Source organism: Streptomyces sp. G-G2 (genome assembly GCF_030063135.1).
Taxonomy (GTDB): domain Bacteria; phylum Actinomycetota; class Actinomycetes; order Streptomycetales; family Streptomycetaceae; genus Streptomyces.
On sequence record NZ_JASISO010000001.1, the window covers coordinates 11,868 to 35,773 of the forward strand.

The window sequence follows — 23,906 nt, forward strand, 5'->3', positions numbered from 1 at the left end:
GTGAGAGGCCCGCGCCTTGACCCGGGCGGGGGCAACCCCGGCGGCCTGCCGCTCGGTCGCGCCTCAGCAGCAGCGGAAGCCCTCGCGGGGGTCCGCCTCGCGGGAGTCGGTGCGGGCGCGCTCGAAGGCGCGGCGGGTCGGGACCTGGGCGTGCGGGTCGTGGGAGCGGGCGTGGGCGATGTAGCGGTCGTACGCCGCCTCGCCCGAGAACTCGCGCACGTAGAACCGGATCCGGCCCAGGGCCCGCCGTACGGCGCTCACGCCACCGGTTCCTTGACCCGGCCGCCGCCCGAGTCCAGTCCGGCGGCGGCGAGTTCCGCCTTCTCGGCGGCCGTCGGGATCAGTCCGGCCGGAGCGATGATCTTCGACTCGGACCACGGGACCTCGGAGAGCACGGCGGACTCCGGGTTCCGGACGGCCTTGAGGCAGGTGCGGGCCGCGTCCAGCAGGACGATGACGATCAGCAGCGCGAAGAGGACCGAGAGCACCCCGTCGACCGTGGCGTTGGTGACCACGGTGTGCATCTGGTCCATGGTCTTGGCGGGCTTGAGCACCTTGCCCGCGTCGATCCCGGCCACGTACTTGTCGCGCTGGGCGAAGAAGCCGATCGCCGGGTCGCTGGAGAAGATCTTCTGGTAGCTGGCGGTGAGCGTCACCGCCACGTCCCAGGCCAGCGGTGCGGCGGTCACCCAGGCCCACTTCAGCCGCCCCGACTTGACCAGCAGCGTGGTGCAGACCGCGAGGGCGACGGCGGCGAGCAGCTGGTTCGCGATGCCGAAGAGCGGGAAGAGCTGGTTGATTCCGCCCAGCGGGTCCTTCACGCCGACCCACAGGAAGTAGCCCCAGCCGCCGACGACGATCGCGCTCGCGATCCACACGCCGGGCTTCCAGCTGATGTCCTTGAAGGACTTGTGCACATTGCCCAGGGTGTCCTGGAGCATGAACCGGCCGACCCGGGTGCCCGCGTCGACCGTGGTCAGGATGAAGAGCGCCTCGAACATGATCGCGAAGTGGTACCAGAAGGCCTTCATCGCGGTGCCGCCGACCACGGACGAGAAGATCTCCGACATCCCGAGTGCGAAGGTCGGCGCGCCACCCGTGCGGGAGAGCAGGCTGGTCTCGCCGATGTCCTTCGCCGCCTGGGTCAGCGCGTCCGGGGTGATCGAGAAGCCGAGGCCGCTGATCGCCTGGGAGGCCTCCAGGGCGGTGGTGCCGATCCGGCCGCTGGGGGCGTTCACCGCGAAGAAGAGGCCCGGCTCGATGATGCAGGCCGCGATGACCGCCATGATCGCGACGAAGGACTCGGTCAGCATGGCGCCGTAGCCGATGACCCGGACCTGGGTCTCCTTCTGGATCATCTTCGGGGTGGTGCCCGAGGAGACCAGCGCGTGGAAGCCGGACAGCGCCCCGCACGCGATGGTGATGAAGACGAAGGGGAACATCGAACCGGCGAAGACCGGTCCGTCGCCGCGCGAGGCGAAGTCGGTGACCGAGGGCATCTTCAGGGTCGGCATGGCGATGACCACGCCCACGGCCATCAGCCCGATGGTGCCGACCTTCATGAAGGTGGAGAGGTAGTCGCGCGGGGCGAGCAGCATCCACACCGGCAGCACCGAGGCGAGGAAGCCGTACCCGATCATCCAGATGACCAGGGTCTCCTTGTCGAGGGTGAAGACGTCGGCGAAGGAGGAGTCGGCGACCCAGCCGCCCGCGACGATGGCGAGCAGCAGCAGCGCGACCCCGATGAGCGAGACCTCGGTGATCCGGCCGGGCCGCAGCACCCGCAGGTAGAAGCCCATGAAGAGGGCGATCGGGATGGTCATGCCGATGGAGAAGACGCCCCAGGGGGAGTCCGCCAGCGCGTTGACGATGACCAGGGCGAGTACCGCCAGCAGGATGATCATGATGACGAACACGGCGACCAGCGCGGCCGCGCCGCCGACCGGCCCGATCTCGTCCCGGGCCATCTGGCCGAGTGAACGGCCGTTGCGCCGGGTGGAGAAGAAGAGCGTCACCATGTCCTGGACGGCGCCGGCGAAGATCACGCCCGCGACGATCCAGATCGTGCCGGGCAGGTAGCCCATCTGGGAGGCGAGCACCGGGCCGACCAGCGGGCCCGCGCCCGCGACGGCGGCGAAGTGGTGGCCGAAGAGCACCCGGCGGTCGGTGGGGTGGAAGTCGACACCGTTGTTGAGGCGTTCGGCGGGGGTGGCGCGGGTCTTGTCCACCTTCAAGACGCGGTTCGCGATGAAGCGCGAGTAGAAGCGGTAGCCGATCGCGTACGAGCCCAGCGCGGCGGCGAGCAGCCAGGCGGCGGAGATCTCCTCGCCGCGGGAGAGGGCGAGCACGCCCCAGCCGACGGCGCCGACGAGGGCGACCGCGGCCCAGACGGCGATCGACTTGGGGGTGAGTCCCCCCACCCCCGACCGCCCGGCCGTTGCTTTGGGTTCAGCTTCCGGCATCATCCTCGTCCCCTCGTTGATCAGCTGCGTGAGCGCAGGGAATCTACGGGGACCGCCCGGTGAACGAAAGCCCCCGTCCGCATAGCGGTACGGAGTCAACTACGGTTCTGCGGACCGGTCGACGGTCTCGGGCGTCGAACGTATAACGATGGCCGCGGCCGTGGCTCGGGAACGCGCGACGGCGATGCGCGACGGTGACGTAAGGCGGCGATGCGCAGGGGTGAGGTAAGGCGGCGATGCGCAGCGGTGGGGTGCCACCGTGACGCTCAGCGGTGGGGTGCCACCGCGACGCGCGAGGGCGCGTGTGGTGCGAACGTGCACCGGGAACGCGCGAACGGTCGCCGCGTTCCCGGCCGTGATCAGACCGCGGGCCGCTTGAGGCGCGCGACGAACTTGTAGCGGTCGCCCCGGTACACCGAGCGCACCCACTCCACGGGCTCCCCCTCGGCGTCCAGGGAGTGCCGCGAGAGCATCAGCATCGGCAGCCCGACGTCGGTGCCCAGCAGCCCCGCCTCGCGCGGGGTCGCCAGCGAGGTCTCGATGGTCTCCTCCGCCTCCGCGAGCCGTACGTCGTACACCTCGGCGAGGGCGGTGTAGAGAGAGGTGTACTTGACCAGCGAGCGGCGCAGCGCGGGGAAGCGCTTGGCCGAAAGGTGCGTGGTCTCGATGGCCATCGGCTCGCCGCTCGCCAGGCGCAGCCGCTCGATGCGCAGGACCCGGCCGCCGGTGGTGATCTTGAGCAGTCCGGCGAGGGTGTCGTCGGCCGTCACGTAGCCGATGTCCAGGAGCTGGGACGTGGGTTCCAGGCCCTGCGCCCGCATGTCCTCCGTATAGGAGGAGAGTTGCAGGGGCTGGGAGACCTTGGGCTTGGCGACGAAAGTGCCCTTGCCCTGGATGCGCTCCAGGCGCCCCTCGACCACCAGCTCCTGCAGCGCCTGGCGGACGGTGGTCCGCGAGGTGTCGAACTCGGCCGCCAGGGTGCGCTCCGGGGGTACCGGGGTGCCGGGCGGCAGGGTTTCGGTCATGTCGAGCAAGTGCCGCTTGAGCCGGTAGTACTTGGGCACGCGCGCGGTGCGGGTGGCTGCCCCGCCTTCCGGCTCCGTGGTCGCCCCTTCGGTGGCCATCGCCGCCCGCCTTCCAGACTCCAGTTTCGCTGCCGTCACCGGCTCCTCCGATATGTGCGGTCACATCGTGACACGGGCCGCGGGGCTGGCCTCGCCCCCACCACAGGTGTCGGTCCGGTAACGGACCGAGCACCCGCTCATTAGACCCTTGACACCCCTAAAGGTCTAGGCCAAGCTCCCGTTACTGGTCTAAACCAATATGGATCAGATCCCGGCCCCACGTGCAGTACTTCGCGTATGTCACCGCGGCGGGCAAGGGAAGTGCAGGCAGGCATCCCTGAGGAGGGTGGCGTGAAGCGCAAGCTCATCGCGGCGGTTGGAGTCGCGGGCATGGTTATCGGCCTGGCGGCGTGCGGTGGCTCCGACAGTAAGGGGGGCACCGAGACCGACAAGGCTTCCGGTGCCAAGGAGCTGACCGTCTGGTTGACGGTTGACGCCCAGAACAACTGGCCGGAGCTGGTGAAGGCGGCCGACGACGCGATTGTCGCGAAGCACCCCGGCCTCACGATCAAGCACGAGTACTACGGCTGGCCGGACAAGAACGCCAAGCTGGACGCCGTACTGGCTACGGACAAGGCCCCGGACGTTGTCGAAATGGGCAACTCCGAGATGATCGGCTACACGTCGACCGGCGCCTTCGCCGAGCTCGACGCGTCGAAGTTCGAGAACTCCGGCACCTGGCTGGACGCCCTCAAGGAATCCGTCACCTACGACGGCAAGAACTACGGCGTCCCCTACTACGCCGGTGGCCGTGTCGGCACCTGGCGCAAGGACCTCGCCGCCGAGGTGGGCGTCACCGCCGCCCCGAAGAGCTGGGCCGACCTGACCGGCGCCCTGGACAAGATCCAGACCGCCAAGGGCGACAAGTTCAGCGCGCTGTACCAGCCTTCGCCGGACTGGTACGCCGCGATGTCCTTCGTCTACGACGCGAGCGGCAGCATCGCCAAGAAGGACGGCGACAAGTGGAAGGCGAACCTGTCTTCCCCCGAGTCGCTGAAGGGGCTCAAGCAGTACAAGGAGCTCCTCGACAAGTACATGCACGCGGACAAGACCAAGGACGAGTCGGACCGTCCGGTCGTCTTCGGCCAGGGCAACTCCGCCGCGATCTTCTCGGCCGGCTGGGAGGGCGCCGACGCCGCGAAGAACGACAAGGTGGGCGGGCTCAAGGACAAGATCGAGACCTTCGTGATGCCCGGCCCGAACGGCAAGGCCCTGCCGGTCTTCCTCGGTGGCTCGGACCTCGCGGTCCCGTCCAAGTCCAAGGCCAAGGACGTCGCGGCCGAGTGGATCGGCGTCTTCACCGGCGCCCAGGGCCAGAAGGGCCTGGTCGCCAAGGGCAACCTGCCCAACAACAAGACGGACCTCGCTCCGCTGAAGGCCGACCCGAAGACCCAGGTCTCGGCCACCGCCGCCGAGTCCTCCTGGTTCGTCCCGACCGCTCCCGGCTGGGGCCAGGTCGAGAAGGGCAAGCTCCTGCAGACGATGCTCGCGGAGATCGGTACCGGCAAGAAGACGGTCGAGGCCGCGGCGAAGGACGCCGACGCCGCGATCGACAAGGTCATCAACACCAAGTGACCTGAAGTGCAGGGCCCCGCCGGATCGGCGGGGCCCTGCTGGCCGTCAAGAGAGGGACCCCCGAGGAGCACGCGATGAGTGCCGCACAGACAACCACCGCCGACCTGCCGTCGGCGAAGCAGAAGCCTTCCACCGCGGTGAAGGCCGGGAACACGGGCGAGCCGGGGAAGACGGGCTCCCGCAAGGGTCCCGGATCCACTCCCTGGCTGCTGCTGGCCCCCTGCCTGCTGATCATCGCCCTGGTGATGGGGTACCCCCTCTTCAGGCTCGTCTCGCTCTCGTTCCAGAGCTTCGGCAAGTCCGAGCTGTGGGGCTTCAAGGAAGCCCGGTTCGTGGGCTTCGACAATTTCTCGAAGGTCCTCGGCGACGGGGTCTTCTGGACCGTGGTCCTGCGTACGGTGATCTTCGCGGCCGGGGCGGTCATTCTGACCATGGTCATCGGCATGCTGATCGCCCTGCTGCTCCAGAAGGTCTCCGGCTGGGTCAAGGCCCTCATCAACATCGCCCTGGTGGCGAGCTGGGGCATGCCGATCATCGTCGCCACCGCCGTCTTCAAGTGGCTGTTCGACGCCGGCTACGGCGTCCTCAACTACCTGTTGAGCAAGCTGCCCGGCGTGGACATGATCGGGCACAACTGGTTCGCCAGCGGCCCCGAGGGCCTCGCGGTGATCATGCTCCTGGTGGTCTGGGGCGCGGTGCCCTTCGTGGTCATCACCCTCAGCGCGGGCCTGACGCAGGTGCCCAAGGAGCTGGAGGAGGCCGCGCGCCTCGACGGCGCCGGCGCCTGGGGTGTCTTCCGGCACGTCACCCTGCCCATCCTGAAGCCGATCCTCGTCATGCTGACGACCCTCTCGGTGATCTGGGACATGGGTGTCTTCCCGCAGGTCTTCGTGATGCGCAACGGCAACCCCGAGGCCGAGTTCCAGCTGCTGACGACCTACTCCTACCAGCAGGCCTTCGTGGTCAACGACTACTCGGGCGGCTCCGCCATCGCCCTGGTGACCGTCCTGCTGCTGCTCGGAGTGGTCGCCGTCTACATGCGCCAGATGCTCAAGATCGGAGAGGTGGAATGACCGCCACCACCGCGCCGCCCGCCGCGACCCCGCCCGTCGCCCGCCGCGTCCCGAAGGCGAAGACGAGGAAGAAGTCCAAGCTCGGCTGGAACCTGTCCGGCCTGCTGGTCTTCGCCATCGTGGGCTTCCCGGTCTACTGGATGCTCAACACGGCCTTCAAGCCGGAGAAGGACGCGATCGACCCGCATCCGCGCTTCTTCCCGACCACCTTCACGCTGGAGAACTTCAAGCGCGCCCTGGAGATCTCCGACTTCTGGGGGCCGGTCGGCCGGAGCCTGATCGTCTCCTCGGTCGTGGTCGTCATCGGCATCGTGGTCGGCATGCTGGCGGCGCTGGCCATCTCCCGGTTCGCGTTCCGCGGCCGCAAGATCGTCATCGTCGGCATCCTGGCCGTCCAGATGATCCCGCTGGTCGCCATGATCATCCCGGTCTTCCTGCTGCTGAACGACCTCGGGCAGTACGACAAGCTCACCGGCCTGATCATCACCTACCTGACCTTCATCCTGCCCTTCACCGTCTGGACGTTGCGCGGCTTCATCGTCAACATCCCGAAGGAGCTGGAAGAAGCGGCCCTGGTCGACGGCTGCACCCCGACCGGCGCCTTCATCCGCGTGGTCTTCCCGCTGCTCGCCCCCGGCATGGTCGCCACCTCCGTCTACGGCTTCATCCAGGCGTGGAACGAGTACCTCTACGCCCTGATGCTGATGAGCCAGCAGAACCAGACGGCCACCGTCTGGCTCGGCAACTTCACCACCAAGCACGGCACCGAATTCGCGCCGATGATGGCGGGCTCCACCATGATGGCGCTCCCGATCGTCGTGCTGTTCCTCATCGTCCAGCGGAAGATGGCCGCGGGTCTCACCGCCGGCGCTGTGAAGGGATAACGGCCCCATGACTGTCCTCGCGCACCGCACCGATACGGTCACCCGCGACGCCCTCGCGGTCCTCCAGCCCGGCTTCGAAGGCACCACCGCCCCCGCGTGGCTGCTGCGCCGGGTCGGCGAAGGCCTCGCCTCCGTGGGCCTCTTCGGCCGCAACGTCGCCTCGGCCGAACAGCTCGCCGTGCTCACCGCCCAGCTGCGGGCCGAGCGGGACGACGTGCTCGTCGCCATCGACGAGGAAGGCGGCGACGTCACGCGCCTGGAGGTCCGGGGCGGCTCGTCCTTCCCCGGCAACCTCGCCCTCGGCGCCGTCGACGACACTAGGCTCACCCGCGACGTCGCCCGTGAACTGGGCCGCCGCCTCGCTGAATGCGGGGTGAACCTCAACTGGGCCCCGTCCGCTGACGTCAACTCCAACCCGGACAACCCGGTCATCGGCGTACGGTCCTTCGGCGCGGACACCCACCTCGCGGCCCGGCACACCGCCGCCTACGTCGAGGGGCTCCAGGCCTCCGGAGTCGCCGCCTGCACCAAGCACTTCCCCGGGCACGGCGACACCAACGTCGACTCCCACCACGCGATGCCCCGCATCGACGCGGACCTCGACACCCTCTACGCCCGCGAACTGGTCCCCTTCAAGGCAGCCGTCGCCGCCGGGACCAAGGCCGTGATGAGCGCGCACATCCTGGTGCCCGCGCTCGACCCCGACCGGCCCGCCACCCTGAGCCCGCAGATCCTCACCGGCCTGCTGCGCAAGGAACTCGGCTACGAGGGCCTGATCATCACCGACGGCATGGAGATGAACGCCATCGCCGGTACGTACGGCATCGAGCGCGGCACCGTGCTCGCCATCGCGGCGGGCGCCGACGCGATCTGTGTCGGCGGCGGCCTCGCCGACGAAGCGACCGTCCTCGGCCTGCGCGACGCCCTCGTCGACGCCGTGCGCGAGGGCACTCTCCCCGAGGAGCGGCTCGCCGACGCCGCCGCCCGGGTACGGGCCCTCGCCGGCTGGGCCCGGCAGGGCCGCGGGACCACCGCGCCGGGCGCGCCGCAGGAGGGGAGCGCGCCCGGCATCGGTCTCACGGCCGCCCGCCGCGCGCTGCGGGTGACCGGCACCCCGGTCCCCGTGGCCAGGCCCTACGTCGCCACCCTGGCCCCCGTCGCGAACAGCGCGGTGGGCGACGAGACCCCCTGGGGCCTGGCGGCGGCCCTGGCCGCGCTGGTCCCGGACACCGCCTCGGGGACCTTCCCGGAGGGCGCCGCGGCCGCGGAGATCCTGGCTGCCGCGGGCGCCCGTACGGTCGTCGCCGTGGTCCGCGACGCGCACCGCCACCCGTGGATGACCGCGGCCCTCGACGCGCTCGTCGCGGCCCGGCCCGACACGGTGGTCGTCGAGATGGGCCTGCCGCGGGCCCGCCCGCGCGGCGCCGTCCACATCGAGACGCACGGTGCGGCGCGGGTCTGCGGCCAGGCGGCGGCAGAGATCATCGCGGGGGCCTGACCAGCCCCGCGTGCGCGAAAGGCCGGGCACCCGTCACGGGGGAGCCCGGCCTTTCGCGTGTGCGGGACGATCCCCGGTGCTACAGGCCCTGCCAGGCGGGCTTGTCGGCGAAGGTGTGGCGGAAGTAGTCGGCCAGCTTCAGCTTCGAGGCGGCCGCCTCGTCGACGACGACGGTCGCGTGCCGGTGCAGTTGGAGCGCGGACGCCGGGACCAGGGCGGAGAGCGGGCCCTCGACGGTCTGCGCGACCGCGTCGGCCTTGCCCTCGCCGGTGGCCAGCAGGACCAGGTGGCGGGCGTCCAGGATGGTGCCGATGCCCTGGGTGATGACGTGGTGGGGGACCTGGTCTATGTCGTTGTCGAAGAAGCGCGCGTTGTCGACGCGGGTCCGCTCCGTCAGCGTCTTGATCCGGGTGCGGGAGGCGAGGGAGGAACACGGCTCGTTGAAGCCGATGTGGCCGTCCGTGCCGATGCCGAGCAGCTGGAGGTCCACCCCGCCCGCCGCGGCGAGGGCCGCGTCGTACGCCTCGCACGCGCCCACGATGTCCTCGGCCGAGCCGTCGGGGCCCATGAAGGACGCCTCGGACAGGCCGAGCGGCTCGACGACCTCGCGCAGCACGACGGCGCGGTAGGACTCGGGGTGACCGGCGGGCAGCCCGACGTACTCGTCGAGCTGGCAGATGCGGGCGCGGGAGGCGTCGACCTCACCGGCCTTGACCTTCGCCGCGAGGGCTTCGTAGATGGGCAGCGGGGTGGAGCCGGTCGCCACTCCGAGCAGCGCGTCGGCCTTGCGGCGGACGAGGGCCGCCATGGCCTCCGCGATGAGGTCTCCGCCTGCCTTGGCGTCCGGGACGATGACAACTTCCACGCGGGGCCTGCCGATCTGAGAAGGTGCGTATGGTATAGACCAATCTAGCAGAGCTGCGCCTTGCTGCCCCTTCCATGGTGAGCGGTTTCCCCCGCCCCGTCCTGCGGAACCGGGCCCGTGGTGTCGTGCCCCCGGGGGGCGGATCCAGCCTGCCCGGCGTTTGAGGGCCCGCCGGAGGCGTCAGCAGCCTGCCCGGCGATTGAGGGCGGGGAGCGGGCCGGTGCGCCCGCCCGTGCCTCCGGCGGCGCCTCAAACGCCGGCGGGGCTGGATGTGGGCCGGTGGGGCGGGTGTGGGCTGGCGGGGCCGGAAGGGGGTCGTCGACGCTGCCGCGGGGGGGCGGGACGGAAGCCCTGGCGCGGTGATCCAGGGCGGGTCGCAGCGGTCGCGCGACGGCGCGATCCGGGCCGAACCGGAATCGATGGGCACGTGGCCGGGCCAGAGGCGGCGGGCGGCGTTCCGCGTGCGCGTTCCTCTGGGCCACGGTGCCGGGACAGGACCCTCAGCCCGTCCGGCACCGTAGCCCGGAGTACTTAACGGCCGGTCGGGTGTGCGGTGCCCGGCGGCCGGTGGGAGGTGCCGACGCGGTCAGGGCAGAACGCGCGGCTTACCTCGATCCGTCCTCCTGTGCGGGGAGGACGGAAGCTCTTCGGCAATTGTGGACTAGACCAATCTGTTCTGTCCATCCAATGGCGGGTACTGCGATCCCGTCACTTCCTCCAACATTACGCGGACTCCACCGCTCCTGGGTACTCCTGGGTAATCTCCACCGGGGAAGTCATGACCCGGGCCCGGGGTACCCTCGCTGACGTGCCCTCCATGAACGACCTCGTACGCCAGCACACCGCTCTCAGTGAAACCGACCTGGAGTGGCTCCATCTGCTGGTCTCGGAGTGGCAGCTGCTCTCCGACCTCTCCTTCGCGGACCTCGTGCTCTGGGTGCCCACGCTCGACGGCGCCCGCTACGTCTCGGTCGCCCAGATGCGCCCGAACACCGGCCCGACCTCCTACCAGGACGACATGGTCGGCCACCTGGTGCCGCGGGGCCGCCGCCCGCTGCTGGACGCCGCCCTCGACGAGGGCCGGATCGTGCGCGAGGGCGATCCCGAATGGCGCGAGGAGGTCCCGGTCCGCGTCGAGTCGATCCCGGTCCGCCGCGAGGGCCGGGTCCTGGGCGTGATCGCCCGGAACACCAACCTGCTCACTGTGCGTACACCGAGCCGTCTGGAGCTGACCTACCTCCAGTCCGCCTCCGACCTGGCCCAGATGATCGCGGCCGGGTCCTTCCCCTTCCCGGGGCAGCAGGTCGACATGGACGCCTCCCCCCGGGTCGGCGACGGCCTCATACGGCTCGACGCCGAGGGCGTGGTGACGTACGCGTCCCCCAACGCCCTCTCCGCCTACCACCGGCTCGGCCTCGCCTCCGACCTGGTCGGTCAGCATCTGGGCAACGCCACCGCCGAACTCGCCCCCTCCCGGGGTCCGGTGGACGAGGCCCTGGTCAAGCTCGCCAGCGGCTGGGCCCCGCGCGAGACCGAGGTCGAGGGCAGCACCGGAGTGATCCAGCTGCGCGCGATCCCGCTCAAGCCGAAGGGCACCCGGATCGGTTCGCTCGTGCTGTGCCGGGACGTCACCGAACTCCGTCGTCGCGAACGTGAATTGATCACGAAGGACGCGACCATCCGGGAGATCCACCACCGGGTGAAGAACAACCTCCAGACGGTGGCGGCACTGCTGCGCCTGCAGGCCCGCAGAATGGATTCCGCGCAGGGCCGCGAAGCCCTCAACGAGGCCGTCCGCCGGGTCGGTTCGATCGCGATCGTGCATGAGACGCTGTCTCAGAACCTGGACGAGCGGGTCGAGTTCGACGAGATCGCCGACCGGGTGATCGCGATGGTCGCCGAGATCTCGCCGGGCAACGTGGCCTGCCGCCGTACCGGCCGGTTCGGCATCCTGGACGCCGAGATCGCGACCCCGCTGTCGATGGTGCTGACCGAGATCCTGCAGAACGCCCTGGAACACGCCTTCGTCCAGGGCGTCCAGGGCGGGGGCGGCACGGTCGAGGTGTCCGCGACCCGCACCGGCAGCAGGCGCGACGACGCGCGACTGCTGATCACCGTGCTCGACGACGGCTGCGGGCTACCCGAGGGCTTCGACCCTCAGCGTGCGGGCAACCTCGGACTCCAGATCGTCCGCACCCTGGTCGAGGGTGAACTCGGCGGCACCTTCGACATGGTCGCGGGCGAGCCGCGCGGCACCAAGGTCGTCCTCGACGTACCGGTCAGCCCGCAGAAGTGACCCCGCGGGGGTAACCGTAAGTAACGGGAGCCGCCCGCCCCTTCGGGGGGGAGGCGCCCGGCACAGCACTGAGCCCCGGACCGAAGGTTCTCGGTCCGGGGCTCAAGAGCACGTTGCTGAGCGCTGGTTGGTGCGGGTACTACGCGCTGCGGCTCGAGGCTCGAAAGTCGAAATCAGGCGGTGGCGTTACGCGCCCGGTTGCGAGCGGCGCGGCGCTTCATTGCGCGGCGCTCGTCCTCGCTCAGACCGCCCCAGACGCCGGAGTCCTGACCGGACTCGAGCGCCCACTGCAGGCACTGCTCCATAACGGGGCAGCGGCGGCAGACGGCCTTGGCTTCCTCGATCTGCAGCAGCGCAGGACCGGTGTTGCCGATGGGGAAGAAGAGCTCGGGGTCTTCTTCGCGGCAAACGGCGTTGTGACGCCAGTCCATGGCTGCTCCATCTCCTTGTATTGCGGGCAGGTTGCTTGTGAATGTGAACGCTTTCACGAATCCCCTGATGGGGGAAGGGCCGACGCCCAGTTTCCTGGTGCGGTCCGTTTCGTGGAGGGGTTCTGGCGATCTGTGCGGGTGCCGGGTGCTGCGGGCTGTCCCGATCGCCATGTAGAGATTCGCAAACCTCGGACGGGGATACAACCCCTTCCGGAAAGTTTTTTTTGATTCGTCGGTGTCTAGTAGGTCACAGCCGTACTTCCTAGGGGTGGACCGACGTTAAAACGTTCGAGTGAAAGGACTTTCGCCCCTTCCACTCACACAATCACACGCAGTGCACGGCGTACGCCTGTGAACCGAACGCTGGTACGCAGACCAAGGTGGTCGCCGTCCATCTGGAAGGGGAGCGGAACCTTGGAATGCAAGGTGAAGTCGGTCAGATCGTGCAGAGACACCGCATGCTTTCCGCGCGGGCCCCGCTCAGGAGTCGAGGTCAGCAGCTGTGTCGCGTAGCGCCAGACCGACGGAGTTGACAAACGGTCGAGTGCGAGCACGTCAAGCGCGGTATCGAATGATGCCTCGGGAGACGCGTACAGCGGGCGATTTCCCAGATACGTCCAGGGTGACGTGTTGCACACTATCGACAGCACAAGATCCGTCACGGGATCCGCGCCGGGACGCTCCAGCGTCACCGTGCCGTGACGCCGGTTCGGTTCCTCGAAGAATTGGCGCAGGAGCTGTCGTACATACAGGGCATGAGTCGAACGCTTGCCGCGTTCCCGCTGCTGTTCCACCCGGCCGACCACACCCGCGTCGAAACCGAATCCGGCACAGAACGTGAACCAGCGCGCGGGCACCGATTCGTCCTCCGTGCCCGGCGCGCCCTCCGCCAGACCCAGGCCGACCGTCCGCTCGCGCCGCTCCCGCAGCGCGTCCAGCAGCGCGCCGGTCGCCTCGACCGCGTCGTTCGGCAGCCCCAGGGCGCGCGCGAAGACATTGGTGGACCCCCCCGGCACCACGGCCAGCAGGGGGAGGCGGTCCGGATCCGGCCCGTGGTGCAGCAGTCCGTTGACCACCTCGTTGACCGTGCCGTCGCCGCCCAGGGCGACCACGAGGTCGATGTCGTCGCTCTCGGCCGCCCGTCGTCCCAGGTCCCGGGCGTGGCCGCGGTACTCGGTGGTGATCGACTCCAGCTTCATCTCGCTGGCCAGGGCATGGGTCAGGACATCGCGCGTGCGCGCACTGGTGGTCGTCGCTGCTGGGTTGGCCACGAGAAGTGCACGCATGAGCAGCAGACTACCCACCCCCAGTAATGCTCACCGCACTGCCCGGTCTGGACCGCCAGGCCGGAGGCCCGGAGCGCGCGGCTACCCTGCTGGAGTGAGTACGAAGCAGACCCCCGCCGCCGGACCGTCCGCCACCACCCCGCCGGGCGCGCTGACCGCCGCCGCCGCGCTCACCGCGCTGGAGGGGCTGGCCCTGGCCGGGCTCGGCGTCTACATGCTGTTCGTGGGCGTCTTCGGCGACCCCGACTCCCCCCAGCAGGCCGAAACCGGCGGGATCACCCTGCTGGCACTCGCCGCGCTGCCGCTGATCGCGGCCCGCGGGCTGCGCCGGGGCCGCCGCTGGAGCCGCGGCCCGGCGCTGATCACCCAGCTGATGGCGCTGCCCGTGGCGTGGACGCTGTTCCACACCGGCGGCGCGATGATCGCCGCCGCGGTGGCGCTGGCGCTGGCCGCGGTGGCCGTCGTGGCGCTGCTGCTCAACCCGGCGACGACGGAGGCCCTGGGTATCGGGCCACGCGACGCCGGCTGAGCGGAGCCCCCTCCTCCTACTCCTCGACGAGGAGCTTCTCCCGCAGCTGGGCCAGGGTGCGGGCCAGTAGCCGGGAGACGTGCATCTGCGAGATGCCGACCTCCTGGGCGATCTGCGACTGGGTCATGTTCCCGAAGAACCGAAGCAGCAGGATCCGCTTCTCCCTCGGCGGCAGCCCCTCCAGCAGCGGCTTGAGCGACTCGCGGTACTCGACGCCTTCCAGCGCCTCGTCCTCGGAGCCCAGTGTGTCCGCGACCGCCGGGGACTCGTCGTCCGTGTCCGGCACGTCCAGCGAGAGCGTGCTGTAGGCGTTGGCGGACTCCAGACCCTCCAGCACCTCCTCCTCGGAGATCCCGAGGCGCTCCGCCAGTTCGTGCACCGTGGGCGAGCGCTGGTGCTGCTGCGACAGCTCCGCGGTGGCCGTGGTCAGCGCGAGGCGCAGCTCCTGGAGGCGCCGGGGGACCCGTACCGCCCAGCCCTTGTCGCGGAAGTGGCGCTTGATCTCGCCGACGACCGTGGGAGTGGCGTACGTCGAGAACTCGACCCCGCGGTCCGGGTCGAACCGGTCCACCGACTTGATCAGGCCGATCGTCGCCACCTGGGTCAGGTCGTCCAGCGGCTCGCCCCGGTTGCGGAACCGCCGCGCCAGGTGTTCGACCAGCGGCAGGTGCATCCGGACGAGCCGGTTGCGCAACTCCGCCCGTTCCGGGGAACCCTCCGGCAGGGTGCGGAGTTGGATGAAGAGGGCCCGGGCGGCGCTGCGGTCGCGCGGGTCGCGCGTGTCGCGGACCTCCCGAACCTCCTCGGGCTCGGCCACGATGTCGGCCGCGATGTCGGCCGCGATCTCCGCCATCGCGGCGTCGGCCAACGCGCCCTCGGCCAGCGCGCCGTCCACCGGCGCCCCGTCCGTCAGCGCGCCGTCCGCCGACGCGCCCCGCGCCACGGGGGTGACCGCCTCCGGGGCGGCCTCCCGTGGCTCGTGCCGCTGCGGCTCGTCCTGCTGGGTCTCGCTCATAGGGCCCGCCCGTCGCTCCGCCGAGTCCGAAAAGCCGTCTTCCGCATCCGCCTCGGCCGGGTGCGGGCGGGCGTCCTGCTGCTCCGGGATGCCGCCGTCGACCTCGTGCCGTACTCGGGGCCGTTCCCCGCCCCGCACCGGGGTCTCCCCGCCGCTCACGCCGGGCCTGGTCCCGCGCCGCGCTGTTTGTAGAGACTGATGCTGACCGTGCGGTCCTCCTCGACCGTGGCCTCGACCTTGCCGGCCAGCGCCGACAGCACCGTCCACGCGAACGTGTCGCGCTCGGGCGCACGTCCGTCCGTGGTCGGCGCCGAGACGGTCACCTCCAGTGAGCCTTCCACCAATCGGAAGACGCAGCTGAGGACGGATCCTGGCACGGCCTGCTGGAGCAGGATCGCGCAGGCTTCGTCCACCGCGATGCGGAGGTCCTCGATCTCGTCGAGGGTGAAGTCCAAACGTGCCGCGAGTCCGGCCGTGGCCGTACGCAGCACCGACAGGTAGGCACCCGCAGCCGGCAGCCGGACTTCCACGAAGTCCTGGGTCCCGGGCTCGCCTGCGATCTGGGACACCCTCACCTCCAAGGTGGTACGAGCTGTGTTCGCCGGTGACGCTATCGCGATCCGGGTGATTGTGTCGCGGCACCCCTCGCGGACCGACAGCAGTGCACCCTCGGAGCACCCGTACCTACGGCCAGTGACTGATGGTAGGTCAACAGGTACACACAGTGGCTAGGGGTCTGCGGGCCCAAATCGGGGGAACCGGCGGAGGGTTGACCTACCCCACCTCAGACGATCGAACCGTCGGCGAAGCACCATCGCCAGGACTCGCCCGGTTCGAAGCTCCGCATCACGGAATGACCGGTCGACTCGTAGTGTGCCGTCGCGTGCCGGTGGGGTGAGGAATCGCAGCACGCCACGTACCCACACACCAGACACAGCCGCAACTGCACCGGGTGGCTGCCCAGCACCTCGCATTCCGGGCAGGTCAGGGCATGTGGGACCGGCTCGGGGCGCGGCAGTTCGGGAACATGCGTGCACTCGCTCATGATGGCCAGCGTACGACGACGGCGCGGGTGCGGGACGACTGAGAATGGATCTTCGATGGAGGTATTGCCGCTGGTGGCACTGGTGGCGGGTAGCGCCGCCATCGCCGGGCTGTCCCGCCGGACGCCGATTCCGGCGCCCCTGCTCCTGGTCGCGGCCGGGCTGATCGCCGCCTACGTCCCGGGCGTGCCGTCGTACGCCCTGGACCCGCACATCGTGCTGCCCCTGCTGCTCCCGCCGCTCCTGCACACCGCGGCCGTGGACAGCTCGTACCTGGACCTGCGGGCGAACTTCCGGCCGGTCGCGCTGCTCTCGGTGGGGTACGTGCTCTTCGCGACCCTCGCCGTGGGCTACGCCGCCTACCTGGTGGTGCCGGGCCTGTCGCTGCCCGTGGCGCTGGTGCTCGGCGCGGTGATCGCCCCGCCCGACGCGGTGGCGGCCACGGCGATCGCCCGCAAACTCGGGCTGCCGAGCCGGATCACGACCATCCTCCAGGGCGAGTCCCTGGTGAACGACGCCACCGCGATCACCGCCTACAAGGTGGCCCTGGCCGCTGCCGTCGGCGTCGGCGCGGGCTGGACGGAGGGCGTGACCGAGTTCCTGCTGGCCTCGGTGGGCGGGGTCGGGGTCGGCCTGGTGCTGATGGTGCCGATCCACCACCTGCGCAAGCGGCTGCGGGAGCCGCTGCTGCAGAACACCCTGTCGCTGCTGATCCCGTTCGTCGCCTACGCGGCGGCCGAGCGGGTGCACGCGTCCGGGGTGCTGGCCGTGGTGGTCGTCGCCCTCTACCTCGGGCACCGCAACTGGCAGGTCGACTTCGCCACCCGGCTCCAGGAGGAGGCGGTGTGGAAGGTGGTGGCCTTCGTGCTGGAGTCGGTGGTGTTCGCGCTGATCGGCCTCCAGCTGCCGGTGGTCCTCAAGGGGCTGGCGGAGTACGAGGGCCTGGACGCGGCCTGGTACGCGCTCGCCGTGTTCCTGGCGGTGGTCCTCGCACGGTTCGCCTGGGTCTTCCCGGCCACCTTCCTGCCCCGGGTGCTCTCGGAACGCATCCGCGGCCGGGAACCGGACACGAACTGGAAGGCTCCGGTGGTCGTGGGGTGGGCCGGGATGCGCGGGGTGGTGTCGCTGGCCATCGCGTTCTCGGTGCCGGTTCCGGTGCCGCACCGGAACCTGATCCTCTTCCTGACCTTCACGACCGTGATCGGCACGCTGGTGGTGCAGGGGCTGACCCTGCCCCCGCTGATCCGGCTGCTGAAACTGCCGTCGCGTGACACGCACGCGGAGACCCTGGCCGAGGCGCAGGCCCAGAGCGAGGCCTCGCGGGCGGCGGAGGAGCGGCTGGCCGAGCTGCTGGCCGCGCCGGAGAACGCGCTGCCGCCGCCGCTGGCCGAACGGCTGCGGACGGTGCTGGAGCGGCGCCGCAACGCGATCTGGGAGCGCCTCGGCGAGGTCAACGCGGTGACGGGGGAGTCGGCGGACGACGTCTACCGGCGCCTCTCGCGCGAGATGATCGCGGCCGAGCGGGAGGTCTTCGTCTCCCTGCGCGACGCCCGGCGCATCGACGACGAGATGCTGCGGGCGCTGCTGCGGCGCCTGGACCTGGAGGAGGCGGCGGCCTACCGCGAGGACGCGCCTTAGGTGTTTTGCCCCGGGAGGGCGTGCCCTGCCCCCCCGCGCGGGGGAGACGGATGGCCCCGGGGGCTGACGCGCGGCGGCGCGCCCGCCGCGAGTCTCGGGGCATGACGGTTGACGCGCCGGGTGCGCTGAGTGCGGGACTGCTGGTGGCGGCGCTGGCCGTGCTGGCGGTGACGGTGTCCGGGCGGGTCCCGGCCGGGCGGCGGCCGCCGCTGTGGGTGGCGTGCGGGCTGTTCGCGGCGGCGGGGTGCACCCTGCTGATGGACGTGGTCGGGCTGCTCTTCGGGCAGGGGGTCGACAGTTGGTTCGGCGCCGCCGTGCATGCGCTCGGGCTGGCGGGGGCCGTACGGACCGCGGTGGCCGCGGGCCGGGAGCCTGGCCGGGAGCGGGCCGCCGTCCCCGTCCGGCCCGGGCGGTGGACCGGGTACGTGGGAGTGGTGAGCTTCCTGCCGTACATCGCGATGAAGCTCCACTGGGCGCTCGGCGGCACCTTCGCGGGGGTCCGCGGCGACGAGGTGCTGGCCGCCTCCGAGCGCAACGGCGCCTCGGGGCTGTGGCTCACGCTGGAGTGGTGGGGCCTGGACGGCACCGTGCTGCTGGCCCTGGCCGGGATCCTGCTGCTGTTCTGCCTGCTCCGGCCGTGGGGGCCGCGGCTGCCGCGGTGGCTGGTGCTGACCCCGGCCCTGATCGGGGCGGGGACGCTGGTGCCGTACGGGCTGCTGGGGCTCGGCTACCTGGTACTGGCCCAGGCGGGGGTGGTCACCGTGCGCACGGGGGACTTCCACTCGACCGGCGCCGTGCTGCTGGTGGGGTGGATCGGGTTCGCCGCCTTCGCGGGCTACGGGGTTGCCCTGCTCTCGGCGACCCGCTGGTACTGGCGGCGTACGCGACCCGGCGCGGGGGCGGGCGCGGTCAGACCGCCGCGGGGCGCCCGGTGATCACCGCGGTCAGGGTGGTGCCGCGGGGGAAGGCGGCCGCCTCGGTGAGGGACGCCAGGGCCCAGAGCAGCTTGGCGACGTAGATCCGCTCGACCGGCAGCCCGTGCCGGTCCTCGAACCCGGTGGCGAAGGCCTCCAGGGCGGCGGGGATCCGGGCGTAGCCGCCGTGGTCGAAGCCCTCCGCCAGGGTCCACCGCCCGGCCGGGCCGCCGAAGGCCGCCTGCTGGAGGGAACGTATCTCCCCGGCCAGGAAGCCGCCCGCCAGCACCGGGACCCCCAGCGCCCGCTGCCCGGGCGCGAGACCCGCCGCGAGCCCGGCCAGGGTCCCGCCCGTACCGCAGGCCACCGCGGCGACGTCGCAGCGGCCCCGCAGTTCCCGGCCCAGTCCGGCGCAGCCGTGCAGGGCGAGGGCGTTGCTGCCGCCCTCGGGGACGACGTACGCGGCTCCGGCGCCCGCCGCCGCCAGCAGCCGGGCCAGCACCTCCGGTTCGGCCTTGCGTCGGTACTCGGCGCGGGTCACGAAGCGCAGCCGCATCCCGTCCGCCGCGCACCGGGCGAGCGAGTCGTTGAGCGGGCGGCCCGCCAGTTCGTCGCCGCGCACGATGCCGAGGGTGGGCAGGCCCAGCAGCCGCCCGGCCGTGGCGGTGGCCCGCAGGTGGTTCGAGTACGCCCCGCCGAAGGTGGCCAGCTCCGGGAAGCCCCCCTCGACCGCGGCCCGCAGGTTCGGCGCGAGCTTGCGCCACTTGTTGCCGGGCAGCTCGGGATGGACCAGGTCGTCGCGTTTGAGCAGCAGCCGGACGCCGTACCGGTCGAACCGCTCGTCGCGGATCTCTCGCAGCGGAGAGGGCGGCCGGGGCCGGAGCAGCGCGTCGGGGTTCGGGGAACGGTCCACCCGCCCATTGTGTCCGCCGGGGGCGCGTGGTGATCGGCCATGCCCCGCGCCCCCGGCGGTCACCTCAGGAGTCCGGCCTTCAGGAGTCCGCCTTCAGGCGTTCGGCGACGCGCTCGCGCATCGACGCCATGGTGAAGCCCTTCGGGTCGATCTTGCCGGGCTGCCATTCCAGGTGGCCGATCACCGAGCGCGCCGTCCAGCCGTGCGCCCGGCAGACGGCCGCCGCCGCGCGGGCGATGGCGTCGAGCTGAACCTCGGGCCACGGGTCGTCGCCGTCGCCGAGGTTCTCGCACTCGAAGCCGTAGAAGTGGCTGTTGCCGTCGGTGTTCGCGTGGTGGTCCGGCGGCAGGGCCTTCTCGGCCACGACCGCGGCCAGGACGTCCGCGTCGCCCGCGCCCGCGTGGTTGGCGCGGCCGTATCCGACGAGGTGGACCCTGCCGTCCTTGGTGATGACCCCGTGGCACAGCGGGCCGGGGAGTTCGCTGTAGCCGTCTCGGCAGATCGCCACGGTGCGGTCCGTGCCGTGGGTGACGGTGTGGTGGATCATCACCCCGTTGACCGGCCCCCAGGGGCCCTTGTGGTTGCGGTTGTGGGTGCGCCAGGACCCGACTTCGACGACGGTCAGCTCCTCGCCCCGTAGTGCCCCGAGGAACCGGTCCGCGGACATGGGTGCGGCCATGAACGCCTCCTTCGCGGTGCGCGGACGGTCACCTTCCGTGTCCGTCCCGTTACGCCACGGGTGTAGCGGAGGTGCTCCCGCGGCGGCTACGGCGCTCGTACGGTGTGCGAGCGCCGTGCGAGCGGATCCGGCCATTGGCCCCGGCCGCCCCTCGCACCCCTTGCGGCGCTCACGTCCCCCGCACCCCGTCCGTCACCCGGTTCACGCCGTGGCGAGCCACAGGTCCGGGCCGAACACCTCGTAGTGGATGTCGGCGGCCGCGACGCCCTTGGCGAGCAGCTGCTCGCGGGTCGCCCGCATGAAGGGCAGCGGTCCGCACAGGTAGGCCCGGGTGCCCGGGGCGAGCGGTACGTCGCTCAGGTCGACCCGGCCCGCGCGGTCACCGGCCTCGGGCGCCTCCTCGTACCAGAACAGGGCCTCGCAGTCGGCGAGCTTGCCCGCCAGCGCCCGGTGCTCGGTGCGCAGGGCGTGGTCGGCCGGGGAGCGGTCGGCGTGGACGACGGTGACCGGAGCCGTGTGACCGGTGTGGGCGAGGTGGTCCAGCATCGACAGCATCGGGGTGCAGCCGATGCCGGCCGAGGCGAGCAGGAGCGGTGCTCCGGAGTCCTGGAGGACCAGGTCGCCGTAGGGGACCGAGACGCGCAGCCGGTCGCCGGGGTGGACGTGGGCGTGCAGGTGGTTGGAGACCTCGCCGTCGGGGCCCTGGGCGGCCGGGCCGTGCACCCGCTTGACGGTGATCGCCAGCTGCGGTGAGCCGGGGGCGTTGGTGAGGCTGTACTGGCGGATCTGGCGGGCGCCGTCGGCGAGGGCGACCTGGACGGAGACGTACTGGCCGGGCTTGAACTCCGGGGCCGGGGCGCCGTCGGCGGGGGTCAGCCGGAAGGAGGCGCAGTCGGCGGTCTCCTCGGCCCGGCCGCTGACCGTCCACTCCCGCCACACGTCACCGGCGGCGACGCGCGCCCCGGCGTACAGGCGGTCCTCGAGGGCGGCGAGGGCGTTGGCCATCAGCCAGTAGACCTCGTCCCAGGCCTCGGCCACCTCGGGGGTGACGGCCTCGCCGAGCACCTCGGCGATGGCCGCGAAGAGATGGGTGCGGACCACCGGGTACTGCTCGCGGGTGACGCCGAGCGAGGCGTGCTTGTGGGCGATGCGGTGCAGCATCACGTCGGGGCGGGTGTCGGGGTGCGCGAGGAGGTGGGTCGCGAACGCGGCTATGGAGCCCGCGAGGGCCTGCTTCTGGAGACCCGCGGCCTGGTTGCCGCGGTTGAAGAGGTCGCGCAGCAGCTCCGGGTGGGCCTCGAACAGCTTCTCGTAGAACAGCTCCGTGATGTCGCCGATCGCCGCCCCGACGGCGGGCAGGGTGGCGCGGACGGTCGCGGTCGACTTCTCGGAAAGCACCTGGACACCTCGTGTTCGTCTGGTCGATCTGAATTGGCATCTGAAAGTCACATTTAAAGCCGTGCGGAGGTCCTGAGGTGACGCGCAATCATGTTCGAACGACCCTTTCGGAGTCGGCCCCGACGGCCGGACGGCCGCTCGATACCGGCCAGCGGCGCTACCGCTCCAGCGTCCGGGTCCCGACCCCGCCGATGCCCAGCAGGAGCGGGCCTGTCGGCGCCGCCACCAGGCTCTCCACCGTCAGCGGGTCCAGCGCGGCGAAGAACGCCTCCTGGGCCCGGCGCAGCGCGCCGCGCAGGACGCACGCGGAGCGCAGGGGGCACGGAGCCGCGCCGTCGCAGTCCACGACGTCGCCCGCGCCCTCCAGCTCGCGCACGAGCCCGCCGACGGACGCCGAGCGCCCGGCGGCGGTGAGCGTGAGCCCGCCGCCCCGGCCGCGCCGTGCCTCGACCAGCCCCAGGTGCTGCAACTTCGCGACCACCTTGGCCGTGTGGGTGTACGGAACCTCCATGGCGGCCGCCACCTCGCGGGTGGTGGGGAGGTCCGCCTCCTCGACGGCGAGGCGCATCAGGACGCGCAGTGCCAGGTCGGTGAATCGGGTGAGCCGCATGCCGTCACCCTAGGAAACTTGCATCTGATAGGCAAATTAACGGGCGGCACATTGGCAGGTGCGGGGAGGCGGGTCCGCGAGGTGGCCGGAACAGGTGGGTTCCGGGGACAGGGCGGGGCGCAGGGGAACTCAAGAGAGTGCCCATCCCCCGGAAGGAGTAGTCCCACCCTTTTGTGTAATGGTCCCACCACGCAACGTACTGGAAAGCTTCCGTCCCGCAGACCCATGGAGTGATCGAAAGGGAAATACATGTCGGTCCAGGCAGGTTCCGAGTCCGAGGCCCAGCCTCAGCCGCAGCGCAGTCTCGCGACAGCAGCCGCGCGGAACTTGGCAACCACCACCAAGTCCAAGCCGCAGATGCAGGAGATCAGCTCGCGCTGGCTGCTGAAGATGCTGCCGTGGGTCGCGGTGCAGGGCGGTACCTACCGGGTGAACCGCCGCCTCAGCTACTCCGTCGGCGACGGCCGAGTGGAGTTCATCAAGACCGGCACCCAGGTCCAGGTGATCCCGGCCGAGCTGGGCGAACTGCCCCTGCTGCGGGACTACGAGGACCTCGACGTCCTCACCGAACTCGCACAGCGCTGCCAGCAGATCGACTTCGAGGCCGGCCAGGAGCTGACCTCCTTCGGCAACACCTCCGACCAGGTGTTCCTGCTCGCCCACGGCCGCGTCGACCAGATCGGCCCGGGCCCCTACGGCGAGGACGCGGTCCTGCGCACCGTCGCCGACGGCGCCTACTTCGGCGAGGGCGCCCTCACCGACGAGGAGGCGATCTGGGAGTACACCGCCCGCGCCGCCACCTCCGGCACCGCCCTGGTCCTCTCCCGCCAGGACTTCCAGCTGCTGGCCGACCGGGTGGACTCGCTGCGGGCGCACGTGGAGCGCGTACGCTCCCAGCCCGCGCACGACACCAACAAGCACGGCGAGGCCGCCATCGACCTCTCCGCGGGCCACAGCGGCGAGGCCGTCCTGCCCGGCACCTTCGTGGACTACGAGGCCCGGCCCCGCGAGTACGAACTCAGCATCGCCCAGACCGTCCTGCGCGTGCACACCCGCGTCGCGGACCTCTACAACCAGCCGATGAACCAGACCGAGGAGCAGCTGCGGCTCACGGTCGAGGCGCTGCGCGAGCGCCAGGAATTCGAAATGCTCAACAACACCGACTTCGGCCTGCTCCACAACGCCGAGTACGACCAGCGCATCCAGCCGCACGACGGCGCGCCCAGCCCCGACGACATGGACCAGCTGCTCAGCATGCGGCGGGGGTCCAACATGTTCCTCGCGCACCCCAAGGCCATCGCCGCCTTCGGCCGCGAGTGCAACAAGCGCGGCCTGTACCCGGAGTCGGTCGACGTCGGCGGGCACCGGCTGCCGTCCTGGCGCGGGGTGCCGATCTTCCCGAGCAGCAAGATCCCGGTCAGTGACGCCCGTACGACCTCCATCCTCTGCATGCGTACCGGTGAGGACAACGCGGGTGTGATCGGCCTGCACCAGCCCGGGATCCCGGACGAGATCGAGCCGAGCCTGTCGGTCCGCTTCATGGGGATCAGCGAGCAGGCGATCATCTCCTACCTGGTCACGGCGTACTTCTCGGCCGCCGTGCTGGTGCCCGACGCGCTCGGTGTGCTGGAGAACGTCGAGATCGGGCGCTGGCGCTGAGCGGGCGCCCGGGG

The 23,906-nt window shown here is 71.0% G+C and carries 22 protein-coding genes; 9 read left to right on the plus strand and 13 right to left on the minus strand.

Annotated features, from left to right (window positions below; all coding sequences use genetic code 11):
- Nucleotides 1-63: 63 nt before the first annotated feature.
- From QMF80_RS00060 to QMF80_RS00070, 3 genes are all read right to left on the minus strand, one after another.
- Nucleotides 64-261: a CstA-like transporter-associated (seleno)protein gene (locus QMF80_RS00060; protein WP_283448370.1), complete on the minus strand. Its 198-nt coding sequence runs from the start codon at nt 259-261 to the stop codon at nt 64-66.
- On the minus strand, nt 258-2,462 hold the full coding sequence (locus tag QMF80_RS00065) for a carbon starvation CstA family protein (protein ID WP_502962732.1): 2,205 nt from the start codon (nt 2,460-2,462) through the stop codon (nt 258-260). Before QMF80_RS00065 ends, QMF80_RS00060 begins: the two co-directional genes overlap by 4 nt.
- Before the next feature lie 359 nt (nt 2,463-2,821).
- Entirely contained in the window at nt 2,822-3,586 is a 765-nt protein-coding gene (locus QMF80_RS00070) for a GntR family transcriptional regulator (RefSeq protein ID WP_283448373.1), read from the minus strand.
- Nucleotides 3,587-3,877: 291 nt separating this feature from the next.
- On the opposite strand from QMF80_RS00070, the gene QMF80_RS00075 reads away from it, so the two are divergent.
- The 4 genes from QMF80_RS00075 (at nt 3,878) to QMF80_RS00090 (ending at nt 8,616) form a co-directional block, all read left to right on the plus strand.
- Entirely contained in the window at nt 3,878-5,161 is a 1,284-nt protein-coding gene (locus QMF80_RS00075) for an extracellular solute-binding protein (protein ID WP_283448374.1), read from the plus strand.
- Nucleotides 5,162-5,235: 74 nt separating this feature from the next.
- Entirely contained in the window at nt 5,236-6,234 is a 999-nt protein-coding gene (locus tag QMF80_RS00080; RefSeq protein ID WP_283448376.1) for a carbohydrate ABC transporter permease, read from the plus strand.
- Nucleotides 6,231-7,118 (plus strand): carbohydrate ABC transporter permease, encoded by an 888-nt coding sequence (locus QMF80_RS00085; RefSeq protein ID WP_283448378.1) that lies wholly within the window; start codon nt 6,231-6,233, stop codon nt 7,116-7,118. The genes QMF80_RS00080 and QMF80_RS00085 overlap by 4 nt, the downstream gene beginning before the upstream one ends.
- Nucleotides 7,119-7,125: 7 nt before the next feature.
- On the plus strand, nt 7,126-8,616 hold the full coding sequence (locus tag QMF80_RS00090) for a glycoside hydrolase family 3 protein (RefSeq protein ID WP_283448379.1): 1,491 nt from the start codon (nt 7,126-7,128) through the stop codon (nt 8,614-8,616).
- A gap of 79 nt (nt 8,617-8,695) precedes the next feature.
- Here the strand turns inward: QMF80_RS00090 and nagB are convergent, their stop codons facing one another.
- The gene (nagB, locus tag QMF80_RS00095) at nt 8,696-9,481 is read right to left on the minus strand and encodes a glucosamine-6-phosphate deaminase (protein ID WP_283448381.1); all 786 of its coding nucleotides are present in this window, start codon (nt 9,479-9,481) and stop codon (nt 8,696-8,698) included.
- 817 nt (nt 9,482-10,298) lie between these two features.
- Here nagB and QMF80_RS00100 point away from each other — a divergent pair.
- Complete coding sequence (locus tag QMF80_RS00100) at nt 10,299-11,777, plus strand: PAS domain-containing sensor histidine kinase (protein ID WP_283448812.1); 1,479 nt, start codon at nt 10,299-10,301, stop codon at nt 11,775-11,777.
- A gap of 173 nt (nt 11,778-11,950) precedes the next feature.
- Here QMF80_RS00100 and QMF80_RS00105 read toward each other — a convergent pair whose 3' ends face one another.
- Nucleotides 11,951-12,208 (minus strand): WhiB family transcriptional regulator, encoded by a 258-nt coding sequence (locus QMF80_RS00105; protein WP_004937597.1) that lies wholly within the window; start codon nt 12,206-12,208, stop codon nt 11,951-11,953.
- Between the two features lie 317 nt (nt 12,209-12,525).
- Nucleotides 12,526-13,494, minus strand: a complete 969-nt coding sequence (locus QMF80_RS00110) for a diacylglycerol/lipid kinase family protein (protein ID WP_283448397.1) — start codon at nt 13,492-13,494, stop codon at nt 12,526-12,528.
- Nucleotides 13,495-13,588: 94 nt separating this feature from the next.
- Here QMF80_RS00110 and QMF80_RS00115 point away from each other — a divergent pair, with 94 nt between their 5' ends.
- Nucleotides 13,589-14,023, plus strand: a complete 435-nt coding sequence (locus tag QMF80_RS00115; RefSeq protein WP_283448399.1) for a hypothetical protein — start codon at nt 13,589-13,591, stop codon at nt 14,021-14,023.
- A gap of 16 nt (nt 14,024-14,039) precedes the next feature.
- On the opposite strand, the gene QMF80_RS00120 is transcribed toward QMF80_RS00115, so the two are convergent.
- From QMF80_RS00120 to QMF80_RS00130, 3 genes are all read right to left on the minus strand, one after another.
- On the minus strand, nt 14,040-15,197 hold the full coding sequence (locus QMF80_RS00120) for an RNA polymerase sigma factor SigF (protein ID WP_502962727.1): 1,158 nt from the start codon (nt 15,195-15,197) through the stop codon (nt 14,040-14,042).
- Complete coding sequence (locus QMF80_RS00125) at nt 15,194-15,607, minus strand: ATP-binding protein (protein ID WP_283448400.1); 414 nt, start codon at nt 15,605-15,607, stop codon at nt 15,194-15,196. Before QMF80_RS00125 ends, QMF80_RS00120 begins: the two co-directional genes overlap by 4 nt.
- Before the next feature lie 215 nt (nt 15,608-15,822).
- Nucleotides 15,823-16,083 (minus strand): UBP-type zinc finger domain-containing protein, encoded by a 261-nt coding sequence (locus QMF80_RS00130; RefSeq protein WP_283448401.1) that lies wholly within the window; start codon nt 16,081-16,083, stop codon nt 15,823-15,825.
- 55 nt (nt 16,084-16,138) lie between these two features.
- Here QMF80_RS00130 and QMF80_RS00135 point away from each other — a divergent pair, with 55 nt between their 5' ends.
- Nucleotides 16,139-17,719 (plus strand): Na+/H+ antiporter, encoded by a 1,581-nt coding sequence (locus QMF80_RS00135; protein ID WP_283448402.1) that lies wholly within the window; start codon nt 16,139-16,141, stop codon nt 17,717-17,719.
- Nucleotides 17,720-17,820: 101 nt separating this feature from the next.
- On the plus strand, nt 17,821-18,654 hold the full coding sequence (locus tag QMF80_RS00140; protein ID WP_283448404.1) for a hypothetical protein: 834 nt from the start codon (nt 17,821-17,823) through the stop codon (nt 18,652-18,654).
- Here QMF80_RS00140 and QMF80_RS00145 read toward each other — a convergent pair.
- The 4 genes from QMF80_RS00145 to QMF80_RS00160 all read right to left on the minus strand — a co-directional run bounded on the left by QMF80_RS00145 (nt 18,629) and on the right by QMF80_RS00160 (nt 22,233).
- Nucleotides 18,629-19,546 carry a 1-aminocyclopropane-1-carboxylate deaminase/D-cysteine desulfhydrase gene (locus QMF80_RS00145; RefSeq protein WP_283448406.1) on the minus strand — a complete coding sequence of 306 codons (918 nt, stop codon included), beginning with the start codon at nt 19,544-19,546 and terminating at the stop codon, nt 18,629-18,631. The genes QMF80_RS00140 and QMF80_RS00145 overlap by 26 nt on opposite strands.
- A 79-nt stretch (nt 19,547-19,625) precedes the next feature.
- Nucleotides 19,626-20,225, minus strand: coding sequence for an N-acetylmuramoyl-L-alanine amidase (locus QMF80_RS00150; RefSeq protein ID WP_283448408.1), 600 nt, complete (start codon nt 20,223-20,225; stop codon nt 19,626-19,628).
- 201 nt (nt 20,226-20,426) lie between these two features.
- Nucleotides 20,427-21,623, minus strand: a complete 1,197-nt coding sequence (locus tag QMF80_RS00155; RefSeq protein ID WP_283448410.1) for a globin domain-containing protein — start codon at nt 21,621-21,623, stop codon at nt 20,427-20,429.
- 157 nt (nt 21,624-21,780) lie between these two features.
- The gene (locus QMF80_RS00160; RefSeq protein WP_283448412.1) at nt 21,781-22,233 is read right to left on the minus strand and encodes an RrF2 family transcriptional regulator; all 453 of its coding nucleotides are present in this window, start codon (nt 22,231-22,233) and stop codon (nt 21,781-21,783) included.
- 249 nt (nt 22,234-22,482) lie between these two features.
- Here QMF80_RS00160 and QMF80_RS00165 point away from each other — a divergent pair, with 249 nt between their 5' ends.
- Nucleotides 22,483-23,892 (plus strand): family 2B encapsulin nanocompartment shell protein, encoded by a 1,410-nt coding sequence (locus QMF80_RS00165; RefSeq protein WP_283448413.1) that lies wholly within the window; start codon nt 22,483-22,485, stop codon nt 23,890-23,892.
- The last annotated feature ends 14 nt before the right edge of the window (nt 23,893-23,906 follow it).